Source organism: Acinetobacter sp. NPDC052428 (assembly GCF_044547685.1).
GTDB lineage: Bacteria > Pseudomonadota > Gammaproteobacteria > Pseudomonadales > Moraxellaceae > Acinetobacter > Acinetobacter lwoffii_G.
The window spans coordinates 1-24,277 of sequence record NZ_JBIUAT010000036.1; the positions used below are offsets into that span (position 1 = coordinate 1).

Here is a 24,277-nt window from a genome sequence, read left to right on the forward strand (position 1 = left end):
CATACAAATGGGTAGCACTCTGCGATCTTACTTAACAACTCAAGCTGTAATTCTCGATCCAATATCATATAGCTTCCTGCTTATTGAGCCGCGTCGGGTTCGCGTTTTTTATTAATTAGTCTCAGGTGATTTGCTTAGGGCTTTATCCTGATACATTTTTTCATCTGCCTCTATGATAGCTGCTGATAGACCGTATGCTGGATTTCGCATTGCAAAACCAATTGCAGCACTAATGCCAGCTTTTGCAATAGCAGTTTGAATTCTGGTTGCAAGTTTATCCGCATTTTCTCGGTTGGTTTCAATACTGAGTACAGCAAACTCATCACCACCTAGACGAGCGACAATATCATTATTGCGTACAGTGTTTTTGAGGGTTAAAGCCATTTTTTGAATGAGTTCATCACCTGCAGCATGCCCCAAAGTATCATTGGTGATTTTGAGGTCATTAAGATCAATCATGAGAATAGCAACAGGGTGACCATATCGCTTGCAGCGCTTTTCTTCTAATACAATTAACTGGTCCCAAGCACGACGGTTAAAAAGGCCAGTCATGGGATCGGACAATGCCTCCATTTCAAACCGTTCAGCTTTACGTATATACTCAGCGGCTTTTAATTCAGCTTGAAGATTATAGCTAATCACTTGTGCTAGCAGCTCAAATAATGGAGCTTCCTCGACCAGATTTTTAGATTGAGGTTCAGGATCGATTGCACAGAGAGTGCCAAAAAGGGACCCATCTTCTTTATACAGAGGTTGGCCGATATAGGCTTTAATTGGGACTAAGTGATTTATAGGTGCGTCTACGTAAACTTGAATATCAGGTGAATAGGGGGCAATGCGGGGCGCATTATTTTGTACCATGTGTGAGCAGAAAGAATCTGCCCATCGAAATACTTGTCCTGGCTTAACGTTATAGCCATTATCTTCACTTAGTAACACAATCCAGTCATCACCTTCGGTACGGGTAATCATCCATAACTTAAATCCAAATCGTTGAGATAAGAATTTTAAAATGGCTTGGCCAGCCTCTTCGAAATTCTTAAAGTTAATATTATTCATTAAGTTAGTCCAATGTTTGTACTAAGAGAGATGTGAAAAAAACAATTTTTAGACTACAGCGTCATATATTATAATTTTAAACTGATTAGCTCACTAATTATTCAAAAATTTAACTCACTTTACTTAAAATTTTTAGAAATTCCATCGGCTAATAAATAGGAATATTACTTCATATAATAAAAAGATAACCCACCACTGGGGTGGGTTATCCTGCAACAATAATCTTATTTTTTGTATTCAGTAATACTGATAGGTTTGTCTTTCATAAACTCTACAATACCTTCACCAGCTTTGAAGTGAATTGAAACGCCGTCATCATTGGCCAAACGCATACCACTTCCTGAAATAGCTCGTTTAAGGTGATAAACCTTGCCAGAATTATCTGTCATTTCTGCGGTTTCAAAATTATCTGAAGATTTCAATTCAACTGTAAGATCCATTGGACCAGTAAAGTTAATTACCTGAGTTTCAGCTGGAGTATTGCTCACAACTTTTTCTTGCACCACTTCGTTTTGTGGATTTGAAGTACAGCCAGTAAGTGCTAATCCTAACAATGCTGCACCTAACAAATATTTCATTGATACTTACCTTTCTATTTATGAATCATAGGTATCTTTATATTAATTGTTATAATGTAACATTTAAAGACAAGGTTACACTTACCTTACATAAAGAAAAACCCGCGGATAGCGGGTTAGTGATGCTTTACTTTGTTATTACAGACCTGGTCATGAGAGGTCTTAAGTCCAATATAAAGATTTAATATTTCAGAAGTAAGAAAGCTTTAGCACTGAATAGCATCTTTCTCTTTGTAGTGATCCAAAACCAAATTCATATCAGCCCGAAGTGCAGCTTCAGAGTATTCGCCGGGTGATAGCTTCAACAAGTTAGGCATATAGTTTTTTTCATACTCACGCGGGTAGTCTCTACATAAAATTTTAATCCGCACATCTTGTGTGGTGAACTCTGAGTCTAACTTTTCTATGTATTTACTAAGAATATTATCTGAGTTTTCAAGAGCTGTTGTGGTTGTGATTGGATCTACACCTTCATCTGGTTGCTTCTGGCAGCCAACAAAAGCCAAAGATAAGAGTAGGGTGGTAAGTGTGATGTATTTCATAGTTATAGTTTTATTGTTATTGGAGTTTGAATTATAAGCAAGTTTGTAAAAAAGAAAACCCACCGATAGGTGGGTTGTTTGGAGTTTGTTATGGATAAGAATCAAGAATTAGAACGTGGCATCATTCCTGCCGGAACACGCATCAGACTATATGAAGGCTCAATCACACTCTTGGAGGATGCTGTGGTGGAAGCAAACCAGGAGTGGATTGATAAAGCTATTCAGGATCAGAATGATTTTTATAGTGGAACGGGTCGCACTGGCAATTCACCTCTTACTTCAAGCGATTAACAGCATCAGCAATATTGGTTGGTAAATTTTGAGAGGCTTTATTGTTTAAATTAATCTCGGTTATAAACAACACATCATCATTATCAACATGTTTTGCTAAAAAATCCCTAATTTGAATCGCACTATATTTTGACTTAATAATGAATTGAGAGAGAGTCACCTTAACCCAGACGGTCTCTGATATTTTATCAATCCCCTCATTTAAAAGAGCGTAGTTTTTTACTTGATGTAAATCATAAGTGATTGAGTAGGTCTTCATTTTTTCTCCACCCGATCCAAGAGCCGCTCGGGTATGCAGCATTTGATTAACTGTTATTAATGTTTTATAATCTATACATGGACCGGGGATTCCCAGTCGGCGAAAGGCTCTAGCGTTATGTTAGGGCCTTTTGTTTATTTGTTATTTAGGAAATACTTTTAATCCATAACCGTGGTATCCAATTCCAGCCCCCTTACGGCCATTCGCGCTATAAAATTTATACTTCAACACATCAAATGCTCTATTAACTTGTTCAGGCTTTAGGACATGATTGCCTATAGGGCGTGCAACCAAATCAGCAATTTGTAGTCCTGATGAATTTACTTTTTTTGAAGCCATTTTGATTTCAAACGGGAGGCAAATTTTTTCGTAATTATTCCCGTCACAAACTCTCCTAAACTCAAGCTCTAAATCCCTGTCTTCCTGCAATCCACGCTGCTCAAAAACAATGAAAGTCTTCTTATCTTGTTGATTTTTCTCCACTAAAAACTTATAGATTCTTTCCAAGCCGAACTCTAAAGCAATAAAATATGGATTTTTGGGAACAGTATATCTTTGAATTAGAATATCTTTTCTAACAACACAAGAGATTAGAATAAAATTTGTTTCTTGCATCAGTTCAGTAAGGTCGCTTAAGAGAGCTTCTTTTTGGTCTTTGGATGAATAATTCTTAAAATCTCCCGTACCTTTAAGAATATCTCTTTCATGCATTACAATAATGTCGTGACCAAAATGCTTAAATTTAAGCTGCTCCAATTTCTTGATTACAGTTTCTGTGTAATATCTTTTATGAAAAATACAAAAGGCCAGAACAAATACAGGGTACTTTGCATTGTACCCATTTACGGTATGGTCCCCACTTTCATCAACATAAACAATATAATCGCTAAATTCCATACCACATCCCAATACCGACTAAGCCGCACATAGCGGCCAATCCCAACTACATAAAAAGCTGAATACGCTTAAACTTTTTATTTGCTTCAATTTCTGTTTTATAAAACTTGTCTTTATCAGTCGAATCCATAAATTTAGCAAAAGTATTGGATTCGAGTAGACGATATAGAAATCTTTCACCCGTCTGAAGTACTACAGTCAACAAGCGGTGCTGGTAAAACACATGACTGATCTTCGGTGAATTTATTTCAATCTTTTGCATTATATTTATTAGCTATTTCCTCGGTTTTAATCAGTGTTTTTATCAACCCTCTTTTGGGCCAATTTTCCTTCTTCAGCCAACAAAAATTGATTTAGGGTTTATAGCGCAGAATACTTTTCTAAAAACTCATCTATCCATCCTTGTGCCACTTCAAGATTGGTTATGTCCGCCAACTTTAGATTCGTCTCTTCTGCTTCGTTAAAGCCTTCAATAATAGCTTCAAAGATATTTGCCTCACTAATGACCTCGCGTGCTATTTCAGCAGCGTCATAGCTTTGCTTGGCCTTCTTAAGCGAAGCTATTTGCTTATCAATCCCTTCACCGATTTTGCCTAATGCCAACTTAAACTCTTGACGATTAATTGTTAGCGCAGTTTTGGATTTATTAAGTGTTGCGATCATTATGCTTTCCTTCTTTTTTGGGGAGCTACCATATTCAACATCTTGATAAAATCTAAGCCGCATATAGCGGCTTTTATTTTTTTAAGGTTTAACTAAAGCAGATTCCAGGCGACCAATAAAATCAATTTCATTAAGCTGCTCATTAGTAATAAATTCATCTGGATAGCGAATCTTGTCAGGATTATCACTTGCAAGCCTTACTGTTGTGCCGCCTGCATAGCTTATAAAAATCCTTTTCATTCTTAGCTCGTAGTTATGCTTAAAAACATATACTGATCCACTCTTAAGCATGCTTGGATCTTTATCAGCCACATCAATAAAAAGAGGACTATCCGGCGCTACTGTTGGCCACATGCTGTATTCATCGGAATAAATCACACGTAGATTCTCCGGCTTAGCTTGTATACCTAAAATCCTTAGTAGCGATGGGTCAATGTCTAAATATTCACTTGGATCTTCTAAAAAATTCTCTATCCCACTTCCACAAGAAGCCTTTACATCCCTGTACACCGGTATTCTCACATTATTTCTTTTGCTTCCTTCGGCACCACGAAATTCAATGGGCGCAATTTGGATTCCGCTTTTATTTGAAATATCACTTAAAGGCATGGTGATGGCATTTGCCTGATCCAAAAAACCCTTAGGCTTACCAAAAGCCTCTTCTATTTTGGTTGCAGTCTCATCGCCAATATTTTTAGTCGGGTTTTTCCCGATGTATTGGCTAACCAAATTATAAGAAAGCCCCACCTTTTCAGCAAAATCAGTACGACTCAACCCAGACTCCTTCATTAAGTCTCGAGCATTCTTAAGCCGTATTTCATGAATTTGCATCAAACCAGACATGCCAAACCCCATTATTTAATCCATTGCTAAATTTACCTGTTAGGTAGAAAAAATAAATACCCTGACAGGTTGAATAAGTTTTACCTAAAAGGTATATTTAATATTAATTTACCTATCAGGTGTATTTTCATGCGAAACCTATATGATTACTGGAAATCCTTAAGCGAGGATGAGAAGCATATTTTTTGTTCTCGTGTAGGGGTGTCTTACGGCTATATGGAATCACATTTGATTCATGGTCGTAAAAAACCCCGCATGGAAACTATCCAAGCAATTGTTGATGCTAGCAATAACAAGCTATCCCACAAAAATCTTTTTGACTTCTTCCTAAAGAAGACCCCAATAGCTGCTTAAACCAATTATCAATCAGTAATCGTTTTAAAGAAACGTGAACAAAAACAGGGATTCACATGATTCTAAAGAAAGAAACAAGAATAGCGATTCATCAGATGATTAATCAGTCCGAAGGATTTGATCCAAAGGATATTGCTCAAGTCACTGGTGATGCTCACAAGACGATTTGCAACTATGGCAATCCAAATATGGAGAACCATGATCCAAGTCTAAAGAAGTTTGAGGCGATCATGCTTTTGACCCAAAACCCGGTAGTTCTGAAAGTTTGGGCGCACATGCTAGGTTTTGTTCTTATGCCAGCAGGTGGCGAAGGCACACATCGTCAGATGACTATCGTAGAGGCATTGCTTCAAATGAATTCTGAAACTGGAAAAGCCAATCAAAAGGTTTATGAGGTTTTGGAAGATGGCATGGTGACTCCGCAAGAGTATGCAGAAGCGAGCGAGATTCTTAATCGCATTATTGAAAACGCTAAAGCGGCAGATATGGCTTTAAGCAAGCAAATGCATAAATTTACACAAAAAGAAAAAGCCTGATCTCGTAAATCAGGCTTTTTCAGTTCGTTAATTTCTAGAGGAAATCAAAGAATATGAAATCAAATTTAGCACATGAACCACCAATACCTCAAGGGCAAGTAGTTCATTTCCCAAAAAATGAGCGCAAAGCTATGTCGAATAAAGAAGAGCGCTACACCAAGATGCCTAACACGTTAATTGATAGCCAGATTATGGCTCAACTGAACGATAAGGCATTTAAGTGTTTAATGTTTGTCATGCGTCAAACCATTGGATTTGACCGCGTATCTCACCCAATCGCCATCACTCAATTTCAAAAATATTGCGGTATCAAAAAACGCGATACGGTTATGTCATGTATTCGTGATCTGGAAGAACTCGGCTTGATCAAAGTTGAGAGAACAACAGGCTGTCTAAGTGAATATCAATTTACTCCTGACCAGTACCGCGAAAAGGGACTAGTACCAAATGAGGGTAGTACCCTTAAAGGTGATGGGACTAGTACCACCAAACGGGACGGGACTAGTACCGCGAAAGGTGACGGGACTAGTACCGTTGAACGGGACCCTATTAAAGAAACACTTAAAGAAACATTTAAAGAAAACTTTAAAGAGAAAAACGCGCAGGAAAATTCAGTTGATCAGGTATTGAATCTCTGGACACCAGATTTACATTCTCTGAATTCCTGGTTACAGAGATCAGGTGAAACTCCGATGACCCAAGAACTGGTGAATCAGATTTTACTTGAAGTGAACGCTCACTACGAACCACGTTTGAACGCAGGCTTGATCACAGACACCCAGATGTATTCAAACTTCGTGAAGTGGATCAAACGTAAATACACTCAAAAAACGTATCAGTCTTCTGAAAAACAAAATTCTAATCTGGATGTGAATACAGCTTGGGCAGACCAAGCATCGCAACATCACGCAGCAGTGAATTCACCAGTACATATCCCGGAGGACTTTGTATGAACGCAATGTCGATGCTGACTCAGGGATTAAAACAAACACACGCGATCTGCTCAGAGCACAAAATAGCAATGGTTCAAGCCGGTCCATACCACAAATGTCCACAATGCGCCGTAGAATTTCTGGAAGAGCAAAAGCGCAATGCACAAGCTGAAATTGATCGCACTGTACGTGAAAAACACTTTGCTGGGGCAATGCTTCCAGAGCGCCATGCAACATCAGGTTTTAAGAATTACTTGGTCAAACATGCTGGACACCAGAGCGCATTAAATCAGGTTGTTTCCTTTGCCAAGAACATGATCAGCGGCCACAGAAACAATTTTGTGATGGTAGGACCTACTGGTACAGGAAAAACTCATCTCAGCTGCGCTACGGCTCGAACATTGCTCAACAAAGGCAAGTATGCACGGTACATCACCAGCGAAGATCTGGCACAGCGAATCATGAACGCATGGGAGCAGCCGGACGCTACAGAAAAATCTGTGATTTATGATTTCAGCCAGTACGACCTGTTGATCCTGGATGAATATGGATTGCATGACCGTGATAAACGTCGGGAGTTGGTGCACAAAGTCCTGTATGCACGTTATGACCGCATGAAGCCGACCATGCTGATTTCTAATCTGACATTAGCTGAGCTGCAGAAAGACTTGGGTGATCGTCTTTGGTCTCGGTTCCAGCAGGGTGGACTGACTGTAGTTGAATGTAATTGGGCAGATCAGCGTGTAGGGGGTGGAGTGTGAATACAACAATTGAAGAATTTTTGAAAAATGGTGGCGAGATTAAGCAAATTGATTCTGATGATCAGTCAAAAATCCATAGGAAAGTTAGCTTTGAAGATCAGATAGGTTTGATGCTTTTTGCTTGTTATGCCACTACGCCATTTTCAGTGAAGGACGTGCAAGAAGCTGTTTTTGATTTCCATAGAACCACTATTTACAGCCTGCTTCAGGAGCATGTCAAAGGTGGTTATTTGGAGCGTGTATCAGAGAGTCATTATCGCGCAACTGCATATGCCAAAGACATTATGAATGTAAAGGGTGAAATTGCCGTATGAAGGATCTAAACAAAACATTGATGTTTATTTTCATGGCAATTGGCGCCGTCGTTTTGAGGATGTGGTGTGAATGACCAGCTACTCAATCGCTGAATACAAAAAGATGGTGAAAGCCACCAGACCGAAAGTGCGCTCCAAGCGTCCTAAGGTGAAAGGCGAAAAAATACCAAATGAGTTTGAAGCGAAGCTGGCCAGAGAATTAAAGACTTTAAAAATAGATTTTGAGCAGGAATTTAAATTTCACCCGGATCGTAAGTGGAGAGCAGATTTTCACTTAGTCGATAAAAAGATTCTGGTAGAGGTTGAAGGTGCGATCTGGAGTGGAGGAAGGCATACCAGAGGCAAGGGGTATATTGGGGACATGGAAAAATATAATGCCGCAACAATGATGGGTTTTCAAGTAATACGGTTTAGTACAGATCAAGTGAAGTCAGGTCACGCGATCCAGCAAATTGAGAAGATGGTAGGGCTATGAAGGTCAAAATTTGGGATAAAGAAATCAAAGGAAAGTTGTATGCCGTTGGTGATATTCATGGCTGCTACAACTTGCTCATGAACCGCCTTAAAGAAATTGGCTTCGACTTTGAAAATGATTTACTGGTGGCGGTTGGTGATCTGGTGGATCGTGGGACCCAGAATGAAGAATGTGTAAGTCTTATTGATGAACCTTGGTTTACATCCGTAAAGGGAAACCATGAGGATTTGGTCATCATGGGTGATGTTAATCGCTCTTACTTCAATTGCCATATTCAAAATGGTGGTGAATGGTTTTATGACCTGGATTACCAGGTTCAGCGCGAAATCATTAAAAAATTAAAAACACTTCCGATTGCATTAGAGATTAGCCACAAGGGTAAAAAGTTCGGTTTTGTCCATGGTCATATTGAGCAGAATGACTGGGATGAGTTTAAGGATGAGCTTAATAATTTTGATAAAGCTCAACACATTATTGATCACAAGCGCTTCCCAACAGAATTAGCCATGTGGGGTCGTGAGCGCCTGAATGACGAGAATCCGCAATATACCCATGTATCAGGGATTGATGCGGTAATCATGGGGCATACGGTTACTCAGAAGCCATGCAAGCGCGATAACTGCTACTGGATTGATACTGGTGCAGTTCATTGGGGAACAATGACAATTTTAGATTTAAGCAAGATTTAAGAGGGAATAGGGATGAATGCGATGGTTAAGGTTCAAAATATTATGCAGGCGGTTGATTGGGGTAAGTACTCACTAGAGGAATGGCTTTATCAATTTGGAGCATGGATGAATAGCGTGGCTGGAACGTGTGGCAAAAGCATTAACCCTATTGCTGTTGCTATGGATGAAGCGATTGTAAAGCAGCGCAAGTTTAAGTTGGGTGTGAGAAAGACTCGTCAAATTATTGCTGATTCCATGTTGTCAGAGGAAAAGCCAAAGTTATCAAGATCAGGAGTTGTTTGTGAGATCGATGATAACGAGGCTCGGGCAGTACAGCGTTTGATTTTGGATATGCAGGGTCAGAGTGAAATCATGGATGAGTGGATGGATGCGATTATCTGCCGTTATTTTTATGGGAACTCATGGTCGCAGATGTGCAATGAAAATCGTACAGGTGTGGATGCAAAGTTTGATGTGAAATGTGGTCTAGCTGCACTACATTGTCGATATGGATTTATTGCATATGAGAAGTGAATAGTATTTGACCTTGATCAAGGCATCTGTTAAATTCATGTTATAGTGATCACAGTGTACGTTAAGGCACTAGATTGATTTAAAAGCTCATCGAAAGGTGGGCTTTTTTGACATTATTTATTCATAAAATTAAGTGATAATGCCTTTTTGTTTTTGAGCTCTAATTGAAATGGCGATTTTAACTGTTAAAAAACTAGAAGATACTCTCGGTAAATTAGTGGCTGAAGGCAAAAAGCCTGAAAAGATTTTATTAGGCTATAAAGCGTATGGCGAGCTAATGAATGATCGTAGCTTTTTTGAGGAAGTGGCTGGCTCGGCAATGGATCCAAACAAACGAAAATATAAAAATATTAAAATTAAGGTCACTCAAGACGAATATCAGTTTGAAGTGAAATGTCAAAAATAGGTTTAAGCATCAAGGAAAGCTCGCCAAATGGTGGGCTTTTTTATTGCCCTGAGAAATACTAGTGTAATCATACCAAATTAAAATGCTTGATTAACCAGGAAGGAATCTTGCTTAGTTCGACAAAGTTAATGACATTATTTCAGCAATGAATATTATAAATTTATGTTTTATAAGTGAAAATAACTGACATTTCTTGCGACATGATTGCTTGATTGTCCAGGAGAAAAGTATGCTCCAATTTATATTCTGCTTATTCGGCCTACACGGTGTGACTGAGATCGACTACACGGTTGATGATGAAGAAATCAAAGTGTGTCGGGATTGTTTGAAAGAAGTTGAATAACAATCACTCAAACAAATAGCCATGTCATTAGATTGAAATACTTAAACAATATGGTAGCCCTGCAAATAAGAAATAAGTTGTAGCGCAAGTCAAGCCTGTTTAATTGGAGAGAGAGTTAAACAGGCTTTTTTTATTCTTAAAATTCGCCGGACGTATTACGGCAAACAAAGCCCCTCGCATTCTAGATGTTGAGGGGTTTTTCTTTTCTTATTGGTGGTACCTATGACAGACAAAGTACAAGCTAAACAAGACTTAGAATTTTGCAGTACTGAGCTGTCTAAGTATCAGAATCTCAGCAGATCTGGATTGACGCGTCATCAAATGATAGTAATCGATGAAATTATAATTAAGCTGAAAGAACGCATTAATAATTTACGGTTCACTTTGTATGGATGAAAAGGCTTATAAACTTTTCACCCAAAAAATCCCGCCAAAAAAGAAATCGCGTGTCAGACCCCTACCCAAAGCTGGTGAAAAATACTTAGAAGCATTCGATCGATTAAAAGAAATCTTGGATCGGATGGAAATCAAATACGAAGAATATTTTCACTTTAAAAGTACGAAGCACTGGCGTTTTGATTTACACCTGGTTGGCTATCTCACATTAATTGAAATTGCTGGTGGGCCTTGGTCTGGTGGACGGAAGGGTAAGCTGGCCACAAAAGCTTGGAGCATAGATCGCTATGACCATGCTGAAGAAATGGGTTACCGCTATCACCGTTTTGAAACCGGCGATATAAACATGGGTCGAGCTACGGCGTGGTTAAGAAATTTAAAGGCATCACATGGAACAACAATTCAGACCATTCCCGCCGACGGAGCTGATTGATCAGGCTGAGGAAGAGGAAGCTATTCGCTTGGCACCTGCGCCAGAGCTTAAAGAATGGGTCGTGAATAACTGGCTTACTTTAGGTGGTGAGTTACATAACCCTGATCATGATCATATTGCTGAATTACTGCATGACAATGAAGAGTTCCTTGCATTCGCCTGGGCTTCATCTGCCGCCGTAGCGAAAAAACGTATGGTGTTAGGCCAATGTGAAAAGGTCATGTTTAACGTGGGCGGCTGGAAGAAAGCACGACAGGAACAGCAGATGCGGGACTGGTTTGGCTTTGTGCCTCAATACTTGATTACTGTGGATGCAGCATTCTGTGAACAGGCTTCAGATAGAGAGTTCTGTCGACTGATTGAACATGAGTTGTATCACATCGGTGTAGAGCGTGATGAAGATGGTGAAATCATTTATAGCGATATGACCGGACTGCCTAAGCATTACCTGGCTGGCCATGATGTTGAAGTGTTCTTTGGTGAAACCAAACGATGGGGTGCTGATGAGTCTGTTAAAAGACTTCTAGAAATTGCCAAGAATGCGCCGTTTGTATCTGAAACAAGTATTGCTGCGTGTTGTGGGAACTGTGTGATTGGTTAAATTTTTTTGCCTATCTTGTACGACGTAGAACGACAAAGAGGTGTTTATGGCAGCATTAAAAGAGCCTGTAAAAATGTTTATAGTTCAGTCTCTTGCTTGCTTTGAAACCCCTCAACAAGTAGCAGACGCGGTAGAAGAAATATATAAGATCAAGATTGATCGAAAACAATGTCACAGTTATGACCCGACAAAATATGCAGGTCGTAATCTCAGTAAAAAGTTAAAGGATTTATTTGAGCAAACTCGCAAAGAGTTTCGTGAAAATATTGATGATATTGCGATTGCTAACAAGGCGTTTCGTTTACGTGAGCTTCAGAAGATGTATGAGGATTCTGGAAAAAATAAACGGGCAAAACAAAATCTGCTGAAACAGGCATTCCAAGAAACAGATGGCCGTGTGACAAAGCAGGAAATCACTGGTCCAGACGGCGGACCTATTCAGCAAGAAACTAAAAATCTTCCTCAATATACACCTGAACAGCTTGCTGGCATGACGGCGCAAGAGCTTTCGCGTTTAGCAATTAATGGCAAGTTATGACTTATGCAATCGAAGATATAGCGCCACTAATTAAAGAGTGGACGATCAATACGCGTCTGCCTGAAATCATTGAAGAAATGAAACGGCGTTATTACTACCGGATGCTGATAGAGCAGAATGAACTAAGTCGAGAGGCTGAAATCTACAGATGTAAGAATGATCCGGCTCATTGGTTTAATCACTGGGTATGGACTTACGATCCACGGGGCATGCCTTTCGGGTTACCGGCGAATATTCCTTTTGTTTTGCGTCCTGGTCAGGTTGAACTCGTTGATTGGCTGATTGAACGTGAAAGTACCCAGACCCATGGCTTAATTGAAAAAAGTCGTGATGAAGGGATGTCCTATGTGGTGTTGGGCTTCTATCTGCATCGCTGGCTATTCGTTGAAGGCTTTGCAGGTGGTGTCGGTAGTCGAAAAGAAGATTTGGTTGATAAGAAAGGTGATCCGAAAACGTTACTGCACAAATTCAGGGATATGTTTTCCAAGTTGCCGGATTGGATGAAGCCTAAAGGTTTTGTCGAAAAAGTACATGACAACTACATGCGAATCATTAACCCGGACAACGGCGCAACGGTTACGGGTGAGGCCGGTGACAACATTGGCCGTGGTGGTCGTACCACAATGTACTTTCTGGATGAATGGGCATTCGTAGAGCGTCAAGAAGCAGTAGACGCTGCAATTTCTCAAAACACAAACGTACATATCAAGGGATCCACACCAAACGGTATTGGGGACAAGTTTCACCAAGATCGTTTTAGTGGACGTTACGCCGTTTTCACCATGGCATGGCGTGATAACCCAGATAAGAATTGGCAGGTCGAGTTTAATGGCAAGCTAATCCACCCCTGGTATGAAAAACAACTGGCCACACTTGATGACATTGTCTTAGCGCAAGAAGTTGATATTGACTATGCCGCATCGGTCGAAGGTGTGTTGATTCCATCAGCATGGGTGCAAGCTGCCGTCGATGCTCATCTTAATTTGAATATTGAGCCGTCAGGCGAACGGATGGGTGCACTTGATGTGGCGGATGAAGGTAAGGATAAGAACTCTTTTGCTGCACGTCATGGCATCGTACTGCAGTATTTGGATACCTGGTCTGGTGTTGGTGATGACATTTTTGGCACGACTCAGAAAGCTATTGATGCTTGTCTTGATCTACGTTTGAACTCGTTTTATTACGATGCCGATGGTCTTGGTGCTGGTGTACGTGGTGATGCCCGAGTCATTAATGAGCAAAACAGATCCAAAGGTATTCCGGAGATTGAAGCAAATCCATTCCGTGGCTCAGGCGCGGTGCACAACCCGGAGCAGGAAATGGTTGAGGCGCGGAAAAACGTGGACTTCTTTGCCAATCTTAAAGCTCAGATGTGGTGGTCATTGCGCATAAGATTTCAGAATACTTATCGAGCCTTACAGGGTATGCAATATGACTCAGACAATCTTATTTCGCTCTCAACCAAAGATATAAACAAGCAGGAGCTTGAACAGCTCAAGCGAGAGTTATCACAACCCACTTATACAAAAAATGGTGCAGGCAAAATCCTAGTCAATAAGCAACCAGACGGGGCTTTATCTCCAAACCGAGCAGACGGCGTCATGATTTGCTTTAGTGATATTCGAGAGCGAAAACGGAAAAAACCTGCAGGTGCAGGTAGTCGAACCTATTAAAAGGAAAACATATGGCAAAGTCTAAAAAGGACAAAGCGTCAAAGAAGGCTTTGTCTTACGGCAATTTATACACTCAAGAAGCGGTCACTCAGTTTCTGGTGAACTTTGGCAAGCAACCGGATACTGATGAAGTGCTGCGCAAAGCTGGAATTACACGCCACAGATTGCGTGTACTGCTTGATGATGACGAGATTGCACAAGTAGTTGAAACACGGATTGATGCACTTTTAGCAACGCCATTGCGAATTGAACCAAATGATACGGATGAAGCGGAAAAGCTGAATCTCATCCTGAAAGAATGGTTCCATGAAATTGCGACTGCTGCCATGAGTGCACTGTTCTTCGGGTACTCGGTTCAGGAAGCTGTATATGAGCTAAAGTCGGAAGGTTATATTGGTTTGCAATGGATTGGTGAAAAACCGATGCAATGGTTTGAGCCTAAGAATGATGGTCGGCTAATCTATCGTCAGGATGGAAACAATGCAGAGCATGAGGTAGATCAAGCATTCAAATTCTTCTTAACACGCCGTAAAGCCACATACGAACAGCCATATGGTAAAGCGCTATTAGCCACGCTGTATTGGTTATTCTTCTTTAAGCAGAATGGCTTCAAATTCTGGGCGAAATTCCTCGAACGTTTTGGAACACCAATCTTACTGGGTAAGTGCAAAGATACTGAAACTGATGATATGAGCAAAGCCTTGTTAACTGCTCATGCTCAAAGCGTATTGTCGATTGATGCAGATGATGATGTTCAGATTCTTTCCGCACCAGGAACAAACGGTTCAGCAGGGGCAGCGTTTGAGGCATTTAATAATCAGCTGATTCGTCAGATCCAGAAAGTTGTACTAGGGCAGACACTTACCAGCGGGACTGATGGGAAGGGAAGCTACAGTCTTGGCCAAGTGCATGAAAATGTGCGGATGGATAAGCTTAAGTCTGATATTCGACTGGTCACACCAACACTTCAGGCTGTAGTTAATGCTTTGTGTGAGCTGAATGGATGGGATGAATATGAAGTGATGCTTGGTGAGAAACCAAAACCACTGAATAAGGATCAAGCAGAGCGTGATGTTCATTTAAAGAATGCGGGTGCAAATCTGTCTAAAGAGTATTTTGCTCGTGAGTATGGTCTACAGGAAGGGGATTTGAATGAGCAGGTTCAAACAGGCTTTAATCAATTCACCGCATTACCTCGCCAGGCATTTAGCTTTAAGGCCTCAGCCAACAAGCTCTCACCAGAGCAGCGGGAAGTTGAGGAGCTGACTGATGGCCAAGATGAATTGCAGCTACTGAAACCAGATCAGGTTAAGGAATTGGTATTCAAGTCCGATAGTCCTGAAAGTCTGGCTTATCACCTGATGCAATTAATACCTGGTGCAACACAAACACAGTTCACGGCCAATCTGGATCAGGCTTTGTATGCGGCAGATGTGTTGGGGTATGTAACGGCTCAAAACGGGAAGTAAGTTATGCAACCAGTTACATTCCTTGAGGCGCTTCGGTACGCCCACAGCAAAAAGATCGTGCTATCTGACGAGTTTTACTCAATGGACTTAAAGACCCGGCAGATGGCAACCACGGTTAGCTTTCTATCGAGTCTTGAACAGATTGAGACGGTCATTAAAGCGGTGAATAAATCGATTGCCGACGGCGGTACCTTTAAGGATTTTCAGAAGCTCATTGAAGAATCTGAAATCATTCTGCCAAAGCATTACCTGGACAATGTATTTCGTACCAACATCCAAAGTGCTTATGGTCATGGCCGGTGGCAACAACAGCAACGGAATAAGGCTAAACGACCATATCTGATGTATTCGGCGATCAATGATAGTCGGGTACGTCCTAGCCACTTGGCTTTAAATCGGACTGTCCGTCCGATTGATGATCCATTCTGGCTGACACATTATCCACCATTGGGCTTCCGTTGTCGCTGTACCGTGATTGCCTTAACCGAGAAGCAGGCATTGAAATACGGCATTACGCCAGATGATCAGTTGCCAGAAGTGGCCGAGGCGTTGGACTGGAGTTCTCATCCATTACAGTTTGGTGAACTTGAATCACTGGTGGATAAAAAGATCAGTGCTTCATCCTTGGATAAGGAATATCTCCTCGAGCAAAAGGAAGTAATTAAGGCAGAATGGACAGCAAGTAAAAAGCTCACCAGTCTATTTGCTCCGATGGATGATAAGACTCGGGACCTATTCGACACGGTGGCCAATACAGTCATTCCACTAGATCCAAGCATTAGACCAAGTGCAATCCGAACCTTTCTGGATTATGTGCAGGGCGATGATTCAGCGCTGACTAGCTACTTAAACTCTGCTGCAAGCTCACTGGCTGATGATGTACTTAAGCGCTGGCTTAGTGCCGACATGGCAGCAATTCAGGCTGTGGCAAGTAATACGGCTTCAACCGTAGTGGGTGCTGCGACACTTAATCAAGTAGCGGCTTATCAGGTAGGGCAAACACTTCAATTGAATGCGCCGTTGCTGATGGCTGATACAGCTTCAGATATCGTGATTAAGATTGAGAATGCTAAAGGCTTGGGTGTTGATCTGGATATGTTGAATGCTGGTAACGGTGTTCTCATGCCGATGGGGCTATCTTTTGAAGTGGTTTCGATTGAGGCCATTGAAGGGCAGATGGTTTATACACTAAAGCCTTTGTTGAACTAATTTTAAAATGAATATGACCGCCTTTTGGGCGGTTTTTTTATGGAGCATGAAAAATGCCAAAAGAAGAGGAACATAAGCCGAATCAGTATTGCTTCCAGATTGGAAATTTAAATGTTGACCAAGCTGAAGAAGGCAAAAAGAAGCGTACTTTCTCCGGTGTTGCATACAGCGGTGAAGTTATTACTGACCATTGGTGTTGGGATCGAATCATCTTTGATCTTGATTCTATGCAAATTAAAGGTCGAATTCCTGCGTTACTGGATCACTCAACCCGACAACGTGCTGGAGCCATTAACAGCCATAGTATTGACCACCAGAACGGTCTAACAGTTTCAGGTGACCTAATGAGTAATGAGTTCGGTACTCAGGTTGCCCAGGACTCTGACGATGGCTTTCCATGGCAGATGTCAGTGCGCATTGAACCCTCCGCAGTTGAAGAAATTCAAGCAGGTGCATCAGTCACTGTAAATGGAAAAGTGCATCAAGGGCCTATCACGGTTTTCCGTGGTGGTCGTATTCGTGAAGTGTCCTTTTGTGCCTTAGGTGCAGATGACAATACAAACGCCGTGGCAGCCAGTCACTCTCCAAAAAACTTTAATCAACCAGAGGACACCAACGTGACCGAATTAGAGCAGGCGCAAGCCAAGGCAAAAGCATTACAAGATCAAGTTGATGCTTTGACCGAACAAAACAAACAATTTGCAGCTGCAAAACGTGAAGCTGAAATCAGTGCACTGGGTAAAGATCTGGGCAAAGAGTTTAGCGCTGAAGATGTTGAAGAAATGAAAAAGCTTGATGATTCTGCATTTGCATTCTCGGCTAAGCAACTTCGTCAGTTCTCGGCAGGTAGCCAACAGCCGCCAGCTACACCACAGGCACAACAAGCACCAAGCGTGAATCCGGCATTTGCTCACCTGTTTACTCATCAAGCTAATCCGGGGCAAGGTGGTCAAGCCCCACAAGGCTCGGCTTTAGATCAGGCATTCAATCAGTTTATGGCAGCGCAGCAACAAGGAGCTAAATCATGAGCCAAGTATTAACAGGCACTATTGAAAATAAACAGCTAGTGGTCGGTGACGGCGTACGTACAGAAAATGCCAAAGTAAAAACTGCTACAGCATATAAGCGCGGCGATTTACTTAACGTAGATGCCAATAACGTTGCTGATCATCCTGTTGTCACTGAAGGTGTAGTAGGTGAATGGAATGCGATTGCTGTGTCAGATTTCAATGCAGAGCAATCTACTTACCATGCGGCTAATAATCTTGAGATGCCGATCTACGTGCAAGGTCCATTTGATATTGAAGTAGTTACAGTGAATGGAACACCTCTGACCACTGCTCAATATGATGCTGTACGCGCACAAGCATTAAAAAACAAAATCGAACTTCGTAAAGTTGTGGGGAACTAAGACATGAGTCAAACTTTTACATTTCAAAATGCACCAGTGGAATTACTGGATGTGCCACAGCTGGTACTACTGACTGATACCACTCAAAAGGTAGATACTTGGTTAATGGACCGCTTTTTCCCTCAGCGTGTTTCATACACTAAAAAAGAAGTTCCAGTTGGGGAACTGAACACAGCGACTCCACTTGCGCCGTTTGTTACTCCGACTGCAGCTGGACGTCAGATTAAAGTAGGTGAATCTGGTAACGTGAAATTCGTTAAGCCAGCTTACCTAAAACCTATGATGACGGTGATGCCGAGTGAGGTGCAGAACACTGCGCTGATTGCACGCTTACGTCAGTTCGGCGTAATTGCCACCGGTTCAAATCGTTTATCTGATGCTGATCTGCTACTGATCGACCAAGCTCAAAAAGCATTGTATCTGCGTCAGTCAATTGAAAACCGGAAGGTGTTAATTGCACGTGATGTATTGCTTTACGGCAAAACCACCTTTGCCTCTGCTGATTTCCCAATGTATGAAGTGAATTATGAGCGTAATGCGGCTTGTAATTTCTCACCATTGGTGAAATGGGGACAAGTTGGAGCGACACCTGTTAAAGATATTCAGGCAATGATTGATCTTTCGGTAGAACATTCTGGTACATCACCAATCATGGCGCTGACTACCTCAAAAGTGTATAACGCGCTGATTAAAGATCCTGAATTTAAAGAAAAGTTCATTGCTCCTTATGCAGGTATTAGCGTTCCACTGACTCCAACTTTCGACCAAGCTGACAAGCCTCAATTCCGTGGCACGGTCGATAATATGGAAATCTGGACTTATGATGCTAAGCACAATATGGGTGGGGATATTGAGCGCTTCATTCCAGAAGATTTCTTTGGTCTGGTTTCTGATGCGAATGGTTGGATTGCGCACTGTGCATTGCAAAACGTTGAAGCATTCGGTCAGGCTTTAGAGTTCTATTTAAGCCAATGGCAGGAAAAAAACCCTTCAAGCATTCAATTGCTTGCTGAATCTTCTCCACTTGCTGTTCCAAATAACAAAAATGGCTTAGTCGGCGGTCGCGGCTTCGTTTAAGGGGAATCAAATGCCAAAGTACATTGCAAAACAATCGATCGGACACTTTCGTCCAGGTCAGGAAATAGAGGGGCTTGAAGCTAAACAACTTCAGGCCCTTTTAGTATCTGGGGCTATTGAAGAATATCAAGAGCTGGAAGAACCTAAAGCAGATGGTACCGCCGCACGTTTAGCTGAACTTGAAAAGGCCAATGCTGAACTAACAGCAGCAAATAAAACCTTAACTGAAGCCAATCAGGCCGCAGTTGCTGACAAGGCCAAATCTGATCAAGAAGTTGCTGATCTGAAGGCTAAGGTGGCTGAACTTGAAAAGGCAAAGCCTGCTGCAAAACCTAAAGCAGATCCAAAGCCTGCTGACGAAACCAAGTAGGTGATCTATGTATGCGACTGAGGAAGATTTGGTCGCACGATTTGGTGATGAGATTGAAAATCTAAAAACGATGCTTCCTTCTCAGTCCTCAGTAACTGATGCAATTCAGGATGCGACAGAGGAAATTAACGGCCACATCGGCGGCCGTTATCCTTTGCCGCTGCCTAATGTGCCGAGTAATTTAAAGCGTATGGCGTGTGATATTGCACGCTATCGTCTTTACTTCCAGCAACCCACCGATGAGGTGCGACAGCGTTATGAAGATGCAATCGCATTCTTAAAGCGTGTGGCTGACAACAAAGCACATTTGCAGATTCAGTTACCTGAAACAAACCAGATCGTGGATGACCAACCTAAAGGACGACCTTCGACGGCGCCAGTCGGTACTTCGTATACCGGTGGTGTATTTGGAGATTCTATCCTGGATCAAATGCCCAGCATGAAGTGAGGTGCTTATGGCTTTTGCAATAACCATTCAGGCAGATAGTTCACCGATTGAAGCGGTGCTTAATCAATTAGGTAACTTTGATTCTTTAAAGAACCAGTTGTTTGATGAGATTGGTGCTGGGCTTGTGAATAGTGTTCAGCATCGGTTTTTAACCGGTACTGGTGTGGATGGTAACCCGTGGAAGATTTCATGGAGAGCCAAGCTGCAAGGTGGCGAGACGCTACGTGATACTGGCCGCCTAATGAACTCCTACACACACAATGTACTTTCAAGTGGTGTGGAGGTGGGTACAGATGTTGCGTACGCACCACATCTGCATTACGGCGCAACAATCCTACCCAAGAATGGCCAATACATAACTTTTGCAGTGGGTGGCCAATATCGGAAAGTTAAGCAATCCATTATTCCGCCTCGGACTCAACTCGGCCTTGATGCTGAAGATGAAGTTATGGTTTTGGATATTGTCGGGAGTTTTATAGATGAGCACCTTCTTCGCGGTGCGTGACGAGATTGCAGAAAAACTGAAAGAGATTCCAGAATTTCTAAAGATCTATACGCCGTTAAACTCAGTCAATGTCACAGAGATGTCACAGGTCACGCCGTCTGCACACGTCAATTTTGTTCGTATCGACAAGAAAGCCAGTGCAGGTCGTGGAAGTATCAACCAGATCGGTCAGCAATGGGCAATCACGGTGGCATGTCGCAATGCTCAATCTCAAATGACCGATGGACGTGCTGTAAGTGATGAAGTGGGGCTTTTGACTGAGAAGGTGATTCAACTGCTTTCTGGTTGGCAGCCTCAAGCATCACGCACAACACTGGATTTCATATCGGTTCGGGATGGTTATAGTCCGGGCTTTGCATACATCACGATTATTTTTGAATCACAAAAATTCATTTAGGAGCCAGTCATGGCGAAACAATACAAGGCAACTCAGCCTGTCGGTCGCTTTCAAAAAGGCGATGTCGTTGGCGGGCTGGATGATGCTCAAATCAAAAAATTAGTGGCAGATGGTGTGATTCAGGAAGTACCTGAAACTAAAGCCGCTGCTCCAGCCAAGAAAACCACAGGGGATGAAAAATAATGGCTAAAGAATATATCTCGTTGCAGGGTAAATTCTATTTATCCAAGCTAACCAATGGCATTGCTGGCGCTATGCGTCATCTGGGCAACGTGCCCGATTTTGAGCTTGAGATTGGTGCAGATGTTATTGAGCACCAGGAATCAACATCGGGCAATCGCACAACCGACTTCACGATGGTAAATACAACTTCTGTGAATTTCTCTGGAACACTGGAGGAAGTTGACAAAGACAATCTGGAGTACATCGTATCTGGTACCAACTCTGAAGTTACAAGCAAAGCGATTGCTGATGAATCACTAGGTACTGTGGTTGCTGGTCAGGAAATTCAATTAAAGGGTTATAATTTATCAGAAGTGACCTTTAAGGACTCAACCAGCGGCACACCAAAAACACTTACTGATGATCAGTACACCGTGGATGCTAAGTTTGGCACTGTGATTTTCCATGATGTAGCAGACCTCACGATGCCGATCCTAGCCACCTATACAACAGGCGCCGTAACACACACCACTTTGGCAAATAACTTCAATGAAGAATATGAGTTGTTCTTTAAAGGGGTGAATACAGCAAATGGTAAGCACATGGCTGTGCGCTTATGGCGAACTAAAAAGTCACCTGAAACCACTTTCCCATTGATCCATGAAGAACTGGGTCAGTATGAAATTTCAGGTCAGGCTTTATCGGATGTGACTAAAGAATCAGATCCAGCATTAGGCCTATATGGCCATGTTGTGACAATTCCAGCAGCCGTCTAACAAACACAGGCACAAAGAACTCCACGGCGCTATGCGTCTTTTTTTGTGCCTGCCTTATAGTAATAAGTCTTAAAACATTTAAGATGAAACTTAATAAATAGTAAAAAATAAAGATTATGTAATCTTTTGTTATTCTAATTTTCATCTGATGGGGATATAAAAGATATTCAGTTCATGTTAAGAATAAAACTGCTATGACTAAAATAGAAATATTTGTCTCCATCCTAGCCGTAATAATTATTTCTACTTTTATTTATCTTGTATGTCAGTAAGTTAACTAATTAAGAACCTCCTTCGGGAGGTTTTAAATAACTTGAAATCTTTATTAATTATTTAATATTTACATAAAAAAGCCCTAAAGCGTCTAAACATAAAATTACAAAAGTATGTGCAAATACAATCAGCTTAATCAACAAAATAATGTAAAGTTCCGCCTTTAGGAAAAGGGGGGGCTTATGAAACATATAGTTTTTTTGTTGGTTTTTACAATATTAACTGGATGTAGTCAGCAAGAATTTAATGCTCAATCTTCTAATCCAGAGATATTAAAGGAACAACAGCTCAAATCAATACGAGAGATAACTAAAACTTTTCTTCCAAATCCTGATTCAGCTAAGTTTCGTAATCAAATAGGAGAGTGTGGAGAGGTAAGCTATAGGGACAAAGATAACAAATACACTGCTTTCCAACGCTTTGTTGTGATTGAAAAAAATATAGTGCTTGTAGAAAATCAGATGGATCCAAAGCAATTTGAGCTTTCATGGAAAAGCTCCTGCACACCAAGTTGGAATAAATAATTATTAAGCCCTTCATTAGAGGGCTTTCTTTTATTCATCAGATGATTCGGGTGTATCAGCTTGTTTCTTTGCATACTCTAAAGCAACCTGTTGCGCTTCAGCTGCAGCAGTAGCCTCAATTGGTGGTTCTGATGCGATAGCTGCGGTGCCAGTGAATCCGAATAAAACCAAGATTAGAATTTTCGAATACTTTTTCATTTGAATTTCCTCTACGTTTCTAAGACTTAATTTCAGTGTAGAGAATGATTTAAATCGTGGATGTAGCAGCTATGTCGGGATATGTAAGATATTCAAGGCTAGAGTTAGAAGGATCTAGTTTTGCGTAAGAATGCTTTTCTGATGAAATTATTTTGTAGAGTTGATTAACGAAATGTTAGTAATTTTCACAACATAGACGAGTACTAGACTAAATCTTTAATAGAAAGCACCTTAAGGTGCTTTTTTAATGCATAAAATTTATCTCAGGATCCCGCAATGAATGATTTTTTCCTAGCAACGAATCGAAGCATCAAAATAAACGACATCGAAGTCCGCCAGATCCAGATGAAAGACTTTGACACCTGGGCAATGCATGCTGAGCCGTTAAAGAACTTCATCAAAGATCAAAATCATTCAGATGAGATTTTGACACAGTTATTTAAATCTCATGGCGTGCAGGTGATTTCGACTATGGCATGCGTCACCGATCTGGGCAATGAATCACTGGTAGAGCTTGCTGCTGATGAGCAGGGATTCAAAGATCTGCTTAAAGCAGTGCTTCTGGTCAATCAGACTTATTTCAAATACGAAAAGCCAAAACGCGACATCAAAAAGAAAGATGACTCCACCTGGTTTGATTCATTCCAGTTTCTGGTATCAATGGGCCATCAGCATAGCGAAATCATGGAAATGACCTACGGCGCATTTCAGAACTACGTTAAGGCAGCAAACAAGCTATATAAGCAGGGAATCTTCAATAACGCCGTTGCAGCACGTGTGGCTCAGTCTGACAAAAAAGGCTTTGAATCATTTAAAAAAGAAATGGTCTCTGATTGATCAAGTAGCACCCTAAAGTTATGATGTGGAAATAACTATTTAGGGGGTTAGTGTGAAAAAATTATTATTAGCTTTATGTTTGGTGTCGGGGTTCACGTATGCAGAAAGGACAACTACCAGCATTCGCACTCCATCCGGTGATTTGGTAAGAATTGGGGATAGTCATCAGGCACTTAAAAGTAAACTTGAGCTTGGTAAGCCGAGATTCTACGTTCTGGAAGATGGAAGACTTCACTGTGCAGCCACTGAGTATGTAAAACAGGTAGATTTACAGGAATACACTGTCATTTTATGCCGAGACAGAATTGTGAAAATTCTTTGGCGTAATCTTTAAGAGAGGCAATAGATGAAGTATTTATTTATTGGACTTCTCATTCTTGCATCTGGCATGCTTTATTTTATGCATCAGAGTAATAAGGCGTCAGCTGAAAGATTGAAACAGGCTGAGATTACCAACCAAAAAAGATTAGAGCAAAATAAGATCGATGCCATTAATGCCGAAAAAGCCGCCCAAACAAGAAGGCT

At 41.3% G+C, this 24,277-nt stretch carries 36 protein-coding genes; 27 read left to right on the top strand and 9 right to left on the bottom strand.

The genetic code is table 11. The features are described from left to right. Positions 1-111: 111 nt before the first annotated feature. From ACIG3F_RS13940 to ACIG3F_RS13950, 3 genes are all read right to left on the bottom strand, one after another. On the bottom strand, positions 112-1,059 hold the full coding sequence (locus tag ACIG3F_RS13940; protein ID WP_396470323.1) for a GGDEF domain-containing protein: 948 nt from the start codon (positions 1,057-1,059) through the stop codon (positions 112-114). A 224-nt stretch (positions 1,060-1,283) separates the two neighbouring features. Further along, entirely contained in the window at positions 1,284-1,637 is a 354-nt protein-coding gene (locus ACIG3F_RS13945; RefSeq protein WP_086044600.1) for a hypothetical protein, read from the bottom strand. Between the two features lie 206 nt (positions 1,638-1,843). Next, on the bottom strand, positions 1,844-2,179 hold the full coding sequence (locus tag ACIG3F_RS13950; protein ID WP_396470325.1) for a hypothetical protein: 336 nt from the start codon (positions 2,177-2,179) through the stop codon (positions 1,844-1,846). A 90-nt stretch (positions 2,180-2,269) separates the two neighbouring features. On the opposite strand from ACIG3F_RS13950, the gene ACIG3F_RS13955 reads away from it, so the two are divergent. Next, entirely contained in the window at positions 2,270-2,470 is a 201-nt protein-coding gene (locus ACIG3F_RS13955; protein ID WP_005262263.1) for a hypothetical protein, read from the top strand. Here ACIG3F_RS13955 and ACIG3F_RS13960 read toward each other — a convergent pair. From ACIG3F_RS13960 to ACIG3F_RS13980, 5 genes are all read right to left on the bottom strand, one after another. Further along, positions 2,454-2,771, bottom strand: coding sequence for a hypothetical protein (locus ACIG3F_RS13960; RefSeq protein ID WP_228129144.1), 318 nt, complete (start codon positions 2,769-2,771; stop codon positions 2,454-2,456). The two genes, ACIG3F_RS13955 and ACIG3F_RS13960, sit on opposite strands and share 17 nt — an antisense overlap. Positions 2,772-2,870: 99 nt before the next feature. After that, positions 2,871-3,626, bottom strand: coding sequence for a DUF3800 domain-containing protein (locus tag ACIG3F_RS13965; RefSeq protein WP_396470326.1), 756 nt, complete (start codon positions 3,624-3,626; stop codon positions 2,871-2,873). A 46-nt stretch (positions 3,627-3,672) separates the two neighbouring features. Continuing rightward, on the bottom strand, positions 3,673-3,888 hold the full coding sequence (locus ACIG3F_RS13970) for a hypothetical protein (RefSeq protein WP_396470327.1): 216 nt from the start codon (positions 3,886-3,888) through the stop codon (positions 3,673-3,675). A 98-nt stretch (positions 3,889-3,986) separates the two neighbouring features. After that, the gene (locus ACIG3F_RS13975) at positions 3,987-4,289 is read right to left on the bottom strand and encodes a hypothetical protein (RefSeq protein ID WP_004893817.1); all 303 of its coding nucleotides are present in this window, start codon (positions 4,287-4,289) and stop codon (positions 3,987-3,989) included. 81 nt (positions 4,290-4,370) lie between these two features. Further along, positions 4,371-5,144 carry a LexA family transcriptional regulator gene (locus ACIG3F_RS13980; protein ID WP_085064978.1) on the bottom strand — a complete coding sequence of 258 codons (774 nt, stop codon included), beginning with the start codon at positions 5,142-5,144 and terminating at the stop codon, positions 4,371-4,373. A 117-nt stretch (positions 5,145-5,261) separates the two neighbouring features. Here ACIG3F_RS13980 and ACIG3F_RS13985 point away from each other — a divergent pair, with 117 nt between their 5' ends. The 25 genes from ACIG3F_RS13985 (at position 5,262) to ACIG3F_RS14105 (ending at position 22,717) form a co-directional block, all read left to right on the top strand. Next, on the top strand, positions 5,262-5,486 hold the full coding sequence (locus ACIG3F_RS13985; RefSeq protein ID WP_005262243.1) for a hypothetical protein: 225 nt from the start codon (positions 5,262-5,264) through the stop codon (positions 5,484-5,486). 56 nt (positions 5,487-5,542) lie between these two features. Then, on the top strand, positions 5,543-6,022 hold the full coding sequence (locus ACIG3F_RS13990) for a phage regulatory CII family protein (RefSeq protein ID WP_005171431.1): 480 nt from the start codon (positions 5,543-5,545) through the stop codon (positions 6,020-6,022). Positions 6,023-6,075: 53 nt separating this feature from the next. Beyond that, complete coding sequence (locus tag ACIG3F_RS13995; RefSeq protein ID WP_396470330.1) at positions 6,076-6,975, top strand: replication protein; 900 nt, start codon at positions 6,076-6,078, stop codon at positions 6,973-6,975. Further along, positions 6,972-7,715 (top strand): ATP-binding protein, encoded by a 744-nt coding sequence (locus ACIG3F_RS14000; RefSeq protein WP_396470331.1) that lies wholly within the window; start codon positions 6,972-6,974, stop codon positions 7,713-7,715. Before ACIG3F_RS13995 ends, ACIG3F_RS14000 begins: the two co-directional genes overlap by 4 nt. Further along, positions 7,712-8,029: a hypothetical protein gene (locus ACIG3F_RS14005; RefSeq protein ID WP_396470332.1), complete on the top strand. Its 318-nt coding sequence runs from the start codon at positions 7,712-7,714 to the stop codon at positions 8,027-8,029. Before ACIG3F_RS14000 ends, ACIG3F_RS14005 begins: the two co-directional genes overlap by 4 nt. 70 nt (positions 8,030-8,099) lie before the next feature. Continuing rightward, a complete protein-coding gene (locus ACIG3F_RS14010) occupies positions 8,100-8,504 on the top strand; it encodes a DUF559 domain-containing protein (protein WP_396470334.1) in 405 nt (134 codons plus the stop codon). Further along, a complete protein-coding gene (locus ACIG3F_RS14015; RefSeq protein ID WP_396470335.1) occupies positions 8,501-9,193 on the top strand; it encodes a metallophosphoesterase in 693 nt (230 codons plus the stop codon). Before ACIG3F_RS14010 ends, ACIG3F_RS14015 begins: the two co-directional genes overlap by 4 nt. Positions 9,194-9,205: 12 nt before the next feature. Beyond that, entirely contained in the window at positions 9,206-9,706 is a 501-nt protein-coding gene (locus tag ACIG3F_RS14020; RefSeq protein ID WP_396470336.1) for a hypothetical protein, read from the top strand. Between the two features lie 169 nt (positions 9,707-9,875). After that, complete coding sequence (locus ACIG3F_RS14025) at positions 9,876-10,112, top strand: hypothetical protein (RefSeq protein WP_004645336.1); 237 nt, start codon at positions 9,876-9,878, stop codon at positions 10,110-10,112. Between the two features lie 731 nt (positions 10,113-10,843). Next, positions 10,844-11,284, top strand: a complete 441-nt coding sequence (locus ACIG3F_RS14030) for a hypothetical protein (RefSeq protein ID WP_216985907.1) — start codon at positions 10,844-10,846, stop codon at positions 11,282-11,284. Next, positions 11,241-11,885 carry a putative metallopeptidase gene (locus ACIG3F_RS14035; protein ID WP_396470337.1) on the top strand — a complete coding sequence of 215 codons (645 nt, stop codon included), beginning with the start codon at positions 11,241-11,243 and terminating at the stop codon, positions 11,883-11,885. Before ACIG3F_RS14030 ends, ACIG3F_RS14035 begins: the two co-directional genes overlap by 44 nt. 46 nt (positions 11,886-11,931) lie before the next feature. Then, positions 11,932-12,423 (top strand): DUF2280 domain-containing protein, encoded by a 492-nt coding sequence (locus ACIG3F_RS14040; protein ID WP_004646440.1) that lies wholly within the window; start codon positions 11,932-11,934, stop codon positions 12,421-12,423. Further along, positions 12,420-14,096, top strand: a complete 1,677-nt coding sequence (locus tag ACIG3F_RS14045) for a terminase (RefSeq protein WP_396470338.1) — start codon at positions 12,420-12,422, stop codon at positions 14,094-14,096. Before ACIG3F_RS14040 ends, ACIG3F_RS14045 begins: the two co-directional genes overlap by 4 nt. An 11-nt stretch (positions 14,097-14,107) precedes the next feature. Beyond that, entirely contained in the window at positions 14,108-15,565 is a 1,458-nt protein-coding gene (locus tag ACIG3F_RS14050; RefSeq protein WP_396470339.1) for a DUF935 family protein, read from the top strand. A gap of 3 nt (positions 15,566-15,568) precedes the next feature. Further along, entirely contained in the window at positions 15,569-16,774 is a 1,206-nt protein-coding gene (locus ACIG3F_RS14055; protein ID WP_396470340.1) for a phage minor head protein, read from the top strand. Between the two features lie 53 nt (positions 16,775-16,827). Next, positions 16,828-17,802: a hypothetical protein gene (locus ACIG3F_RS14060; protein ID WP_396470341.1), complete on the top strand. Its 975-nt coding sequence runs from the start codon at positions 16,828-16,830 to the stop codon at positions 17,800-17,802. Next, positions 17,799-18,185 carry a hypothetical protein gene (locus ACIG3F_RS14065; protein WP_005097146.1) on the top strand — a complete coding sequence of 129 codons (387 nt, stop codon included), beginning with the start codon at positions 17,799-17,801 and terminating at the stop codon, positions 18,183-18,185. Before ACIG3F_RS14060 ends, ACIG3F_RS14065 begins: the two co-directional genes overlap by 4 nt. Before the next feature lie 3 nt (positions 18,186-18,188). Beyond that, entirely contained in the window at positions 18,189-19,262 is a 1,074-nt protein-coding gene (locus tag ACIG3F_RS14070; protein WP_005097145.1) for a major capsid protein, read from the top strand. 10 nt (positions 19,263-19,272) lie between these two features. Beyond that, complete coding sequence (locus tag ACIG3F_RS14075) at positions 19,273-19,632, top strand: hypothetical protein (protein ID WP_396470342.1); 360 nt, start codon at positions 19,273-19,275, stop codon at positions 19,630-19,632. 7 nt (positions 19,633-19,639) lie between these two features. Continuing rightward, positions 19,640-20,080 carry a gp436 family protein gene (locus ACIG3F_RS14080; protein ID WP_396470343.1) on the top strand — a complete coding sequence of 147 codons (441 nt, stop codon included), beginning with the start codon at positions 19,640-19,642 and terminating at the stop codon, positions 20,078-20,080. A gap of 7 nt (positions 20,081-20,087) precedes the next feature. Next, a complete protein-coding gene (locus tag ACIG3F_RS14085; protein WP_396470344.1) occupies positions 20,088-20,585 on the top strand; it encodes a phage virion morphogenesis protein in 498 nt (165 codons plus the stop codon). Beyond that, the gene (locus ACIG3F_RS14090) at positions 20,560-20,982 is read left to right on the top strand and encodes a hypothetical protein (RefSeq protein ID WP_396470345.1); all 423 of its coding nucleotides are present in this window, start codon (positions 20,560-20,562) and stop codon (positions 20,980-20,982) included. The genes ACIG3F_RS14085 and ACIG3F_RS14090 overlap by 26 nt, the downstream gene beginning before the upstream one ends. A gap of 9 nt (positions 20,983-20,991) precedes the next feature. Further along, entirely contained in the window at positions 20,992-21,165 is a 174-nt protein-coding gene (locus tag ACIG3F_RS14095; protein ID WP_396470346.1) for a hypothetical protein, read from the top strand. Beyond that, on the top strand, positions 21,165-21,920 hold the full coding sequence (locus ACIG3F_RS14100; RefSeq protein WP_396470347.1) for a hypothetical protein: 756 nt from the start codon (positions 21,165-21,167) through the stop codon (positions 21,918-21,920). Before ACIG3F_RS14095 ends, ACIG3F_RS14100 begins: the two co-directional genes overlap by 1 nt. Positions 21,921-22,375: 455 nt before the next feature. Then, positions 22,376-22,717 carry a hypothetical protein gene (locus tag ACIG3F_RS14105; protein ID WP_396470348.1) on the top strand — a complete coding sequence of 114 codons (342 nt, stop codon included), beginning with the start codon at positions 22,376-22,378 and terminating at the stop codon, positions 22,715-22,717. 30 nt (positions 22,718-22,747) lie between these two features. Here the strand turns inward: ACIG3F_RS14105 and ACIG3F_RS14110 are convergent, their stop codons facing one another. Continuing rightward, positions 22,748-22,915, bottom strand: coding sequence for a hypothetical protein (locus ACIG3F_RS14110; protein WP_396470349.1), 168 nt, complete (start codon positions 22,913-22,915; stop codon positions 22,748-22,750). Between the two features lie 276 nt (positions 22,916-23,191). On the opposite strand from ACIG3F_RS14110, the gene ACIG3F_RS14115 reads away from it, so the two are divergent. Beyond that, positions 23,192-23,752, top strand: coding sequence for a hypothetical protein (locus ACIG3F_RS14115; RefSeq protein ID WP_396470351.1), 561 nt, complete (start codon positions 23,192-23,194; stop codon positions 23,750-23,752). Positions 23,753-24,277 lie beyond the last annotated feature (525 nt).

Bases quoted from the DNA above. Each gene is read 5' to 3' on its own strand.
- ACIG3F_RS13940 (WP_396470323.1), bottom strand. From the start codon at position 1,059: ATGAATAATATTAACTTTAAGAATTTCGAAGAGGCTGGCCAAGCCATT.
- ACIG3F_RS13945 (WP_086044600.1), bottom strand. From the start codon at position 1,637: ATGAAATATTTGTTAGGTGCAGCATTGTTAGGATTAGCACTTACTGGC.
- ACIG3F_RS13950 (WP_396470325.1), bottom strand. From the start codon at position 2,179: ATGAAATACATCACACTTACCACCCTACTCTTATCTTTGGCTTTTGTT.
- ACIG3F_RS13955 (WP_005262263.1), top strand. From the start codon at position 2,270: ATGGATAAGAATCAAGAATTAGAACGTGGCATCATTCCTGCCGGAACA.
- ACIG3F_RS13960 (WP_228129144.1), bottom strand. From the start codon at position 2,771: ATGCTGCATACCCGAGCGGCTCTTGGATCGGGTGGAGAAAAAATGAAG.
- ACIG3F_RS13965 (WP_396470326.1), bottom strand. From the start codon at position 3,626: ATGGAATTTAGCGATTATATTGTTTATGTTGATGAAAGTGGGGACCAT.
- ACIG3F_RS13970 (WP_396470327.1), bottom strand. From the start codon at position 3,888: ATGCAAAAGATTGAAATAAATTCACCGAAGATCAGTCATGTGTTTTAC.
- ACIG3F_RS13975 (WP_004893817.1), bottom strand. From the start codon at position 4,289: ATGATCGCAACACTTAATAAATCCAAAACTGCGCTAACAATTAATCGT.
- ACIG3F_RS13980 (WP_085064978.1), bottom strand. From the start codon at position 5,144: ATGGGGTTTGGCATGTCTGGTTTGATGCAAATTCATGAAATACGGCTT.
- ACIG3F_RS13985 (WP_005262243.1), top strand. From the start codon at position 5,262: ATGCGAAACCTATATGATTACTGGAAATCCTTAAGCGAGGATGAGAAG.
- ACIG3F_RS13990 (WP_005171431.1), top strand. From the start codon at position 5,543: ATGATTCTAAAGAAAGAAACAAGAATAGCGATTCATCAGATGATTAAT.
- ACIG3F_RS13995 (WP_396470330.1), top strand. From the start codon at position 6,076: ATGAAATCAAATTTAGCACATGAACCACCAATACCTCAAGGGCAAGTA.
- ACIG3F_RS14000 (WP_396470331.1), top strand. From the start codon at position 6,972: ATGAACGCAATGTCGATGCTGACTCAGGGATTAAAACAAACACACGCG.
- ACIG3F_RS14010 (WP_396470334.1), top strand. From the start codon at position 8,100: ATGACCAGCTACTCAATCGCTGAATACAAAAAGATGGTGAAAGCCACC.
- ACIG3F_RS14015 (WP_396470335.1), top strand. From the start codon at position 8,501: ATGAAGGTCAAAATTTGGGATAAAGAAATCAAAGGAAAGTTGTATGCC.
- ACIG3F_RS14020 (WP_396470336.1), top strand. From the start codon at position 9,206: ATGAATGCGATGGTTAAGGTTCAAAATATTATGCAGGCGGTTGATTGG.
- ACIG3F_RS14025 (WP_004645336.1), top strand. From the start codon at position 9,876: ATGGCGATTTTAACTGTTAAAAAACTAGAAGATACTCTCGGTAAATTA.
- ACIG3F_RS14030 (WP_216985907.1), top strand. From the start codon at position 10,844: ATGGATGAAAAGGCTTATAAACTTTTCACCCAAAAAATCCCGCCAAAA.
- ACIG3F_RS14035 (WP_396470337.1), top strand. From the start codon at position 11,241: ATGGAACAACAATTCAGACCATTCCCGCCGACGGAGCTGATTGATCAG.
- ACIG3F_RS14040 (WP_004646440.1), top strand. From the start codon at position 11,932: ATGGCAGCATTAAAAGAGCCTGTAAAAATGTTTATAGTTCAGTCTCTT.
- ACIG3F_RS14045 (WP_396470338.1), top strand. From the start codon at position 12,420: ATGACTTATGCAATCGAAGATATAGCGCCACTAATTAAAGAGTGGACG.
- ACIG3F_RS14050 (WP_396470339.1), top strand. From the start codon at position 14,108: ATGGCAAAGTCTAAAAAGGACAAAGCGTCAAAGAAGGCTTTGTCTTAC.
- ACIG3F_RS14055 (WP_396470340.1), top strand. From the start codon at position 15,569: ATGCAACCAGTTACATTCCTTGAGGCGCTTCGGTACGCCCACAGCAAA.
- ACIG3F_RS14060 (WP_396470341.1), top strand. From the start codon at position 16,828: ATGCCAAAAGAAGAGGAACATAAGCCGAATCAGTATTGCTTCCAGATT.
- ACIG3F_RS14065 (WP_005097146.1), top strand. From the start codon at position 17,799: ATGAGCCAAGTATTAACAGGCACTATTGAAAATAAACAGCTAGTGGTC.
- ACIG3F_RS14070 (WP_005097145.1), top strand. From the start codon at position 18,189: ATGAGTCAAACTTTTACATTTCAAAATGCACCAGTGGAATTACTGGAT.
- ACIG3F_RS14075 (WP_396470342.1), top strand. From the start codon at position 19,273: ATGCCAAAGTACATTGCAAAACAATCGATCGGACACTTTCGTCCAGGT.
- ACIG3F_RS14080 (WP_396470343.1), top strand. From the start codon at position 19,640: ATGTATGCGACTGAGGAAGATTTGGTCGCACGATTTGGTGATGAGATT.
- ACIG3F_RS14085 (WP_396470344.1), top strand. From the start codon at position 20,088: ATGGCTTTTGCAATAACCATTCAGGCAGATAGTTCACCGATTGAAGCG.
- ACIG3F_RS14090 (WP_396470345.1), top strand. From the start codon at position 20,560: ATGAGCACCTTCTTCGCGGTGCGTGACGAGATTGCAGAAAAACTGAAA.
- ACIG3F_RS14095 (WP_396470346.1), top strand. From the start codon at position 20,992: ATGGCGAAACAATACAAGGCAACTCAGCCTGTCGGTCGCTTTCAAAAA.
- ACIG3F_RS14100 (WP_396470347.1), top strand. From the start codon at position 21,165: ATGGCTAAAGAATATATCTCGTTGCAGGGTAAATTCTATTTATCCAAG.
- ACIG3F_RS14105 (WP_396470348.1), top strand. From the start codon at position 22,376: ATGAAACATATAGTTTTTTTGTTGGTTTTTACAATATTAACTGGATGT.
- ACIG3F_RS14110 (WP_396470349.1), bottom strand. From the start codon at position 22,915: ATGAAAAAGTATTCGAAAATTCTAATCTTGGTTTTATTCGGATTCACT.
- ACIG3F_RS14115 (WP_396470351.1), top strand. From the start codon at position 23,192: ATGAATGATTTTTTCCTAGCAACGAATCGAAGCATCAAAATAAACGAC.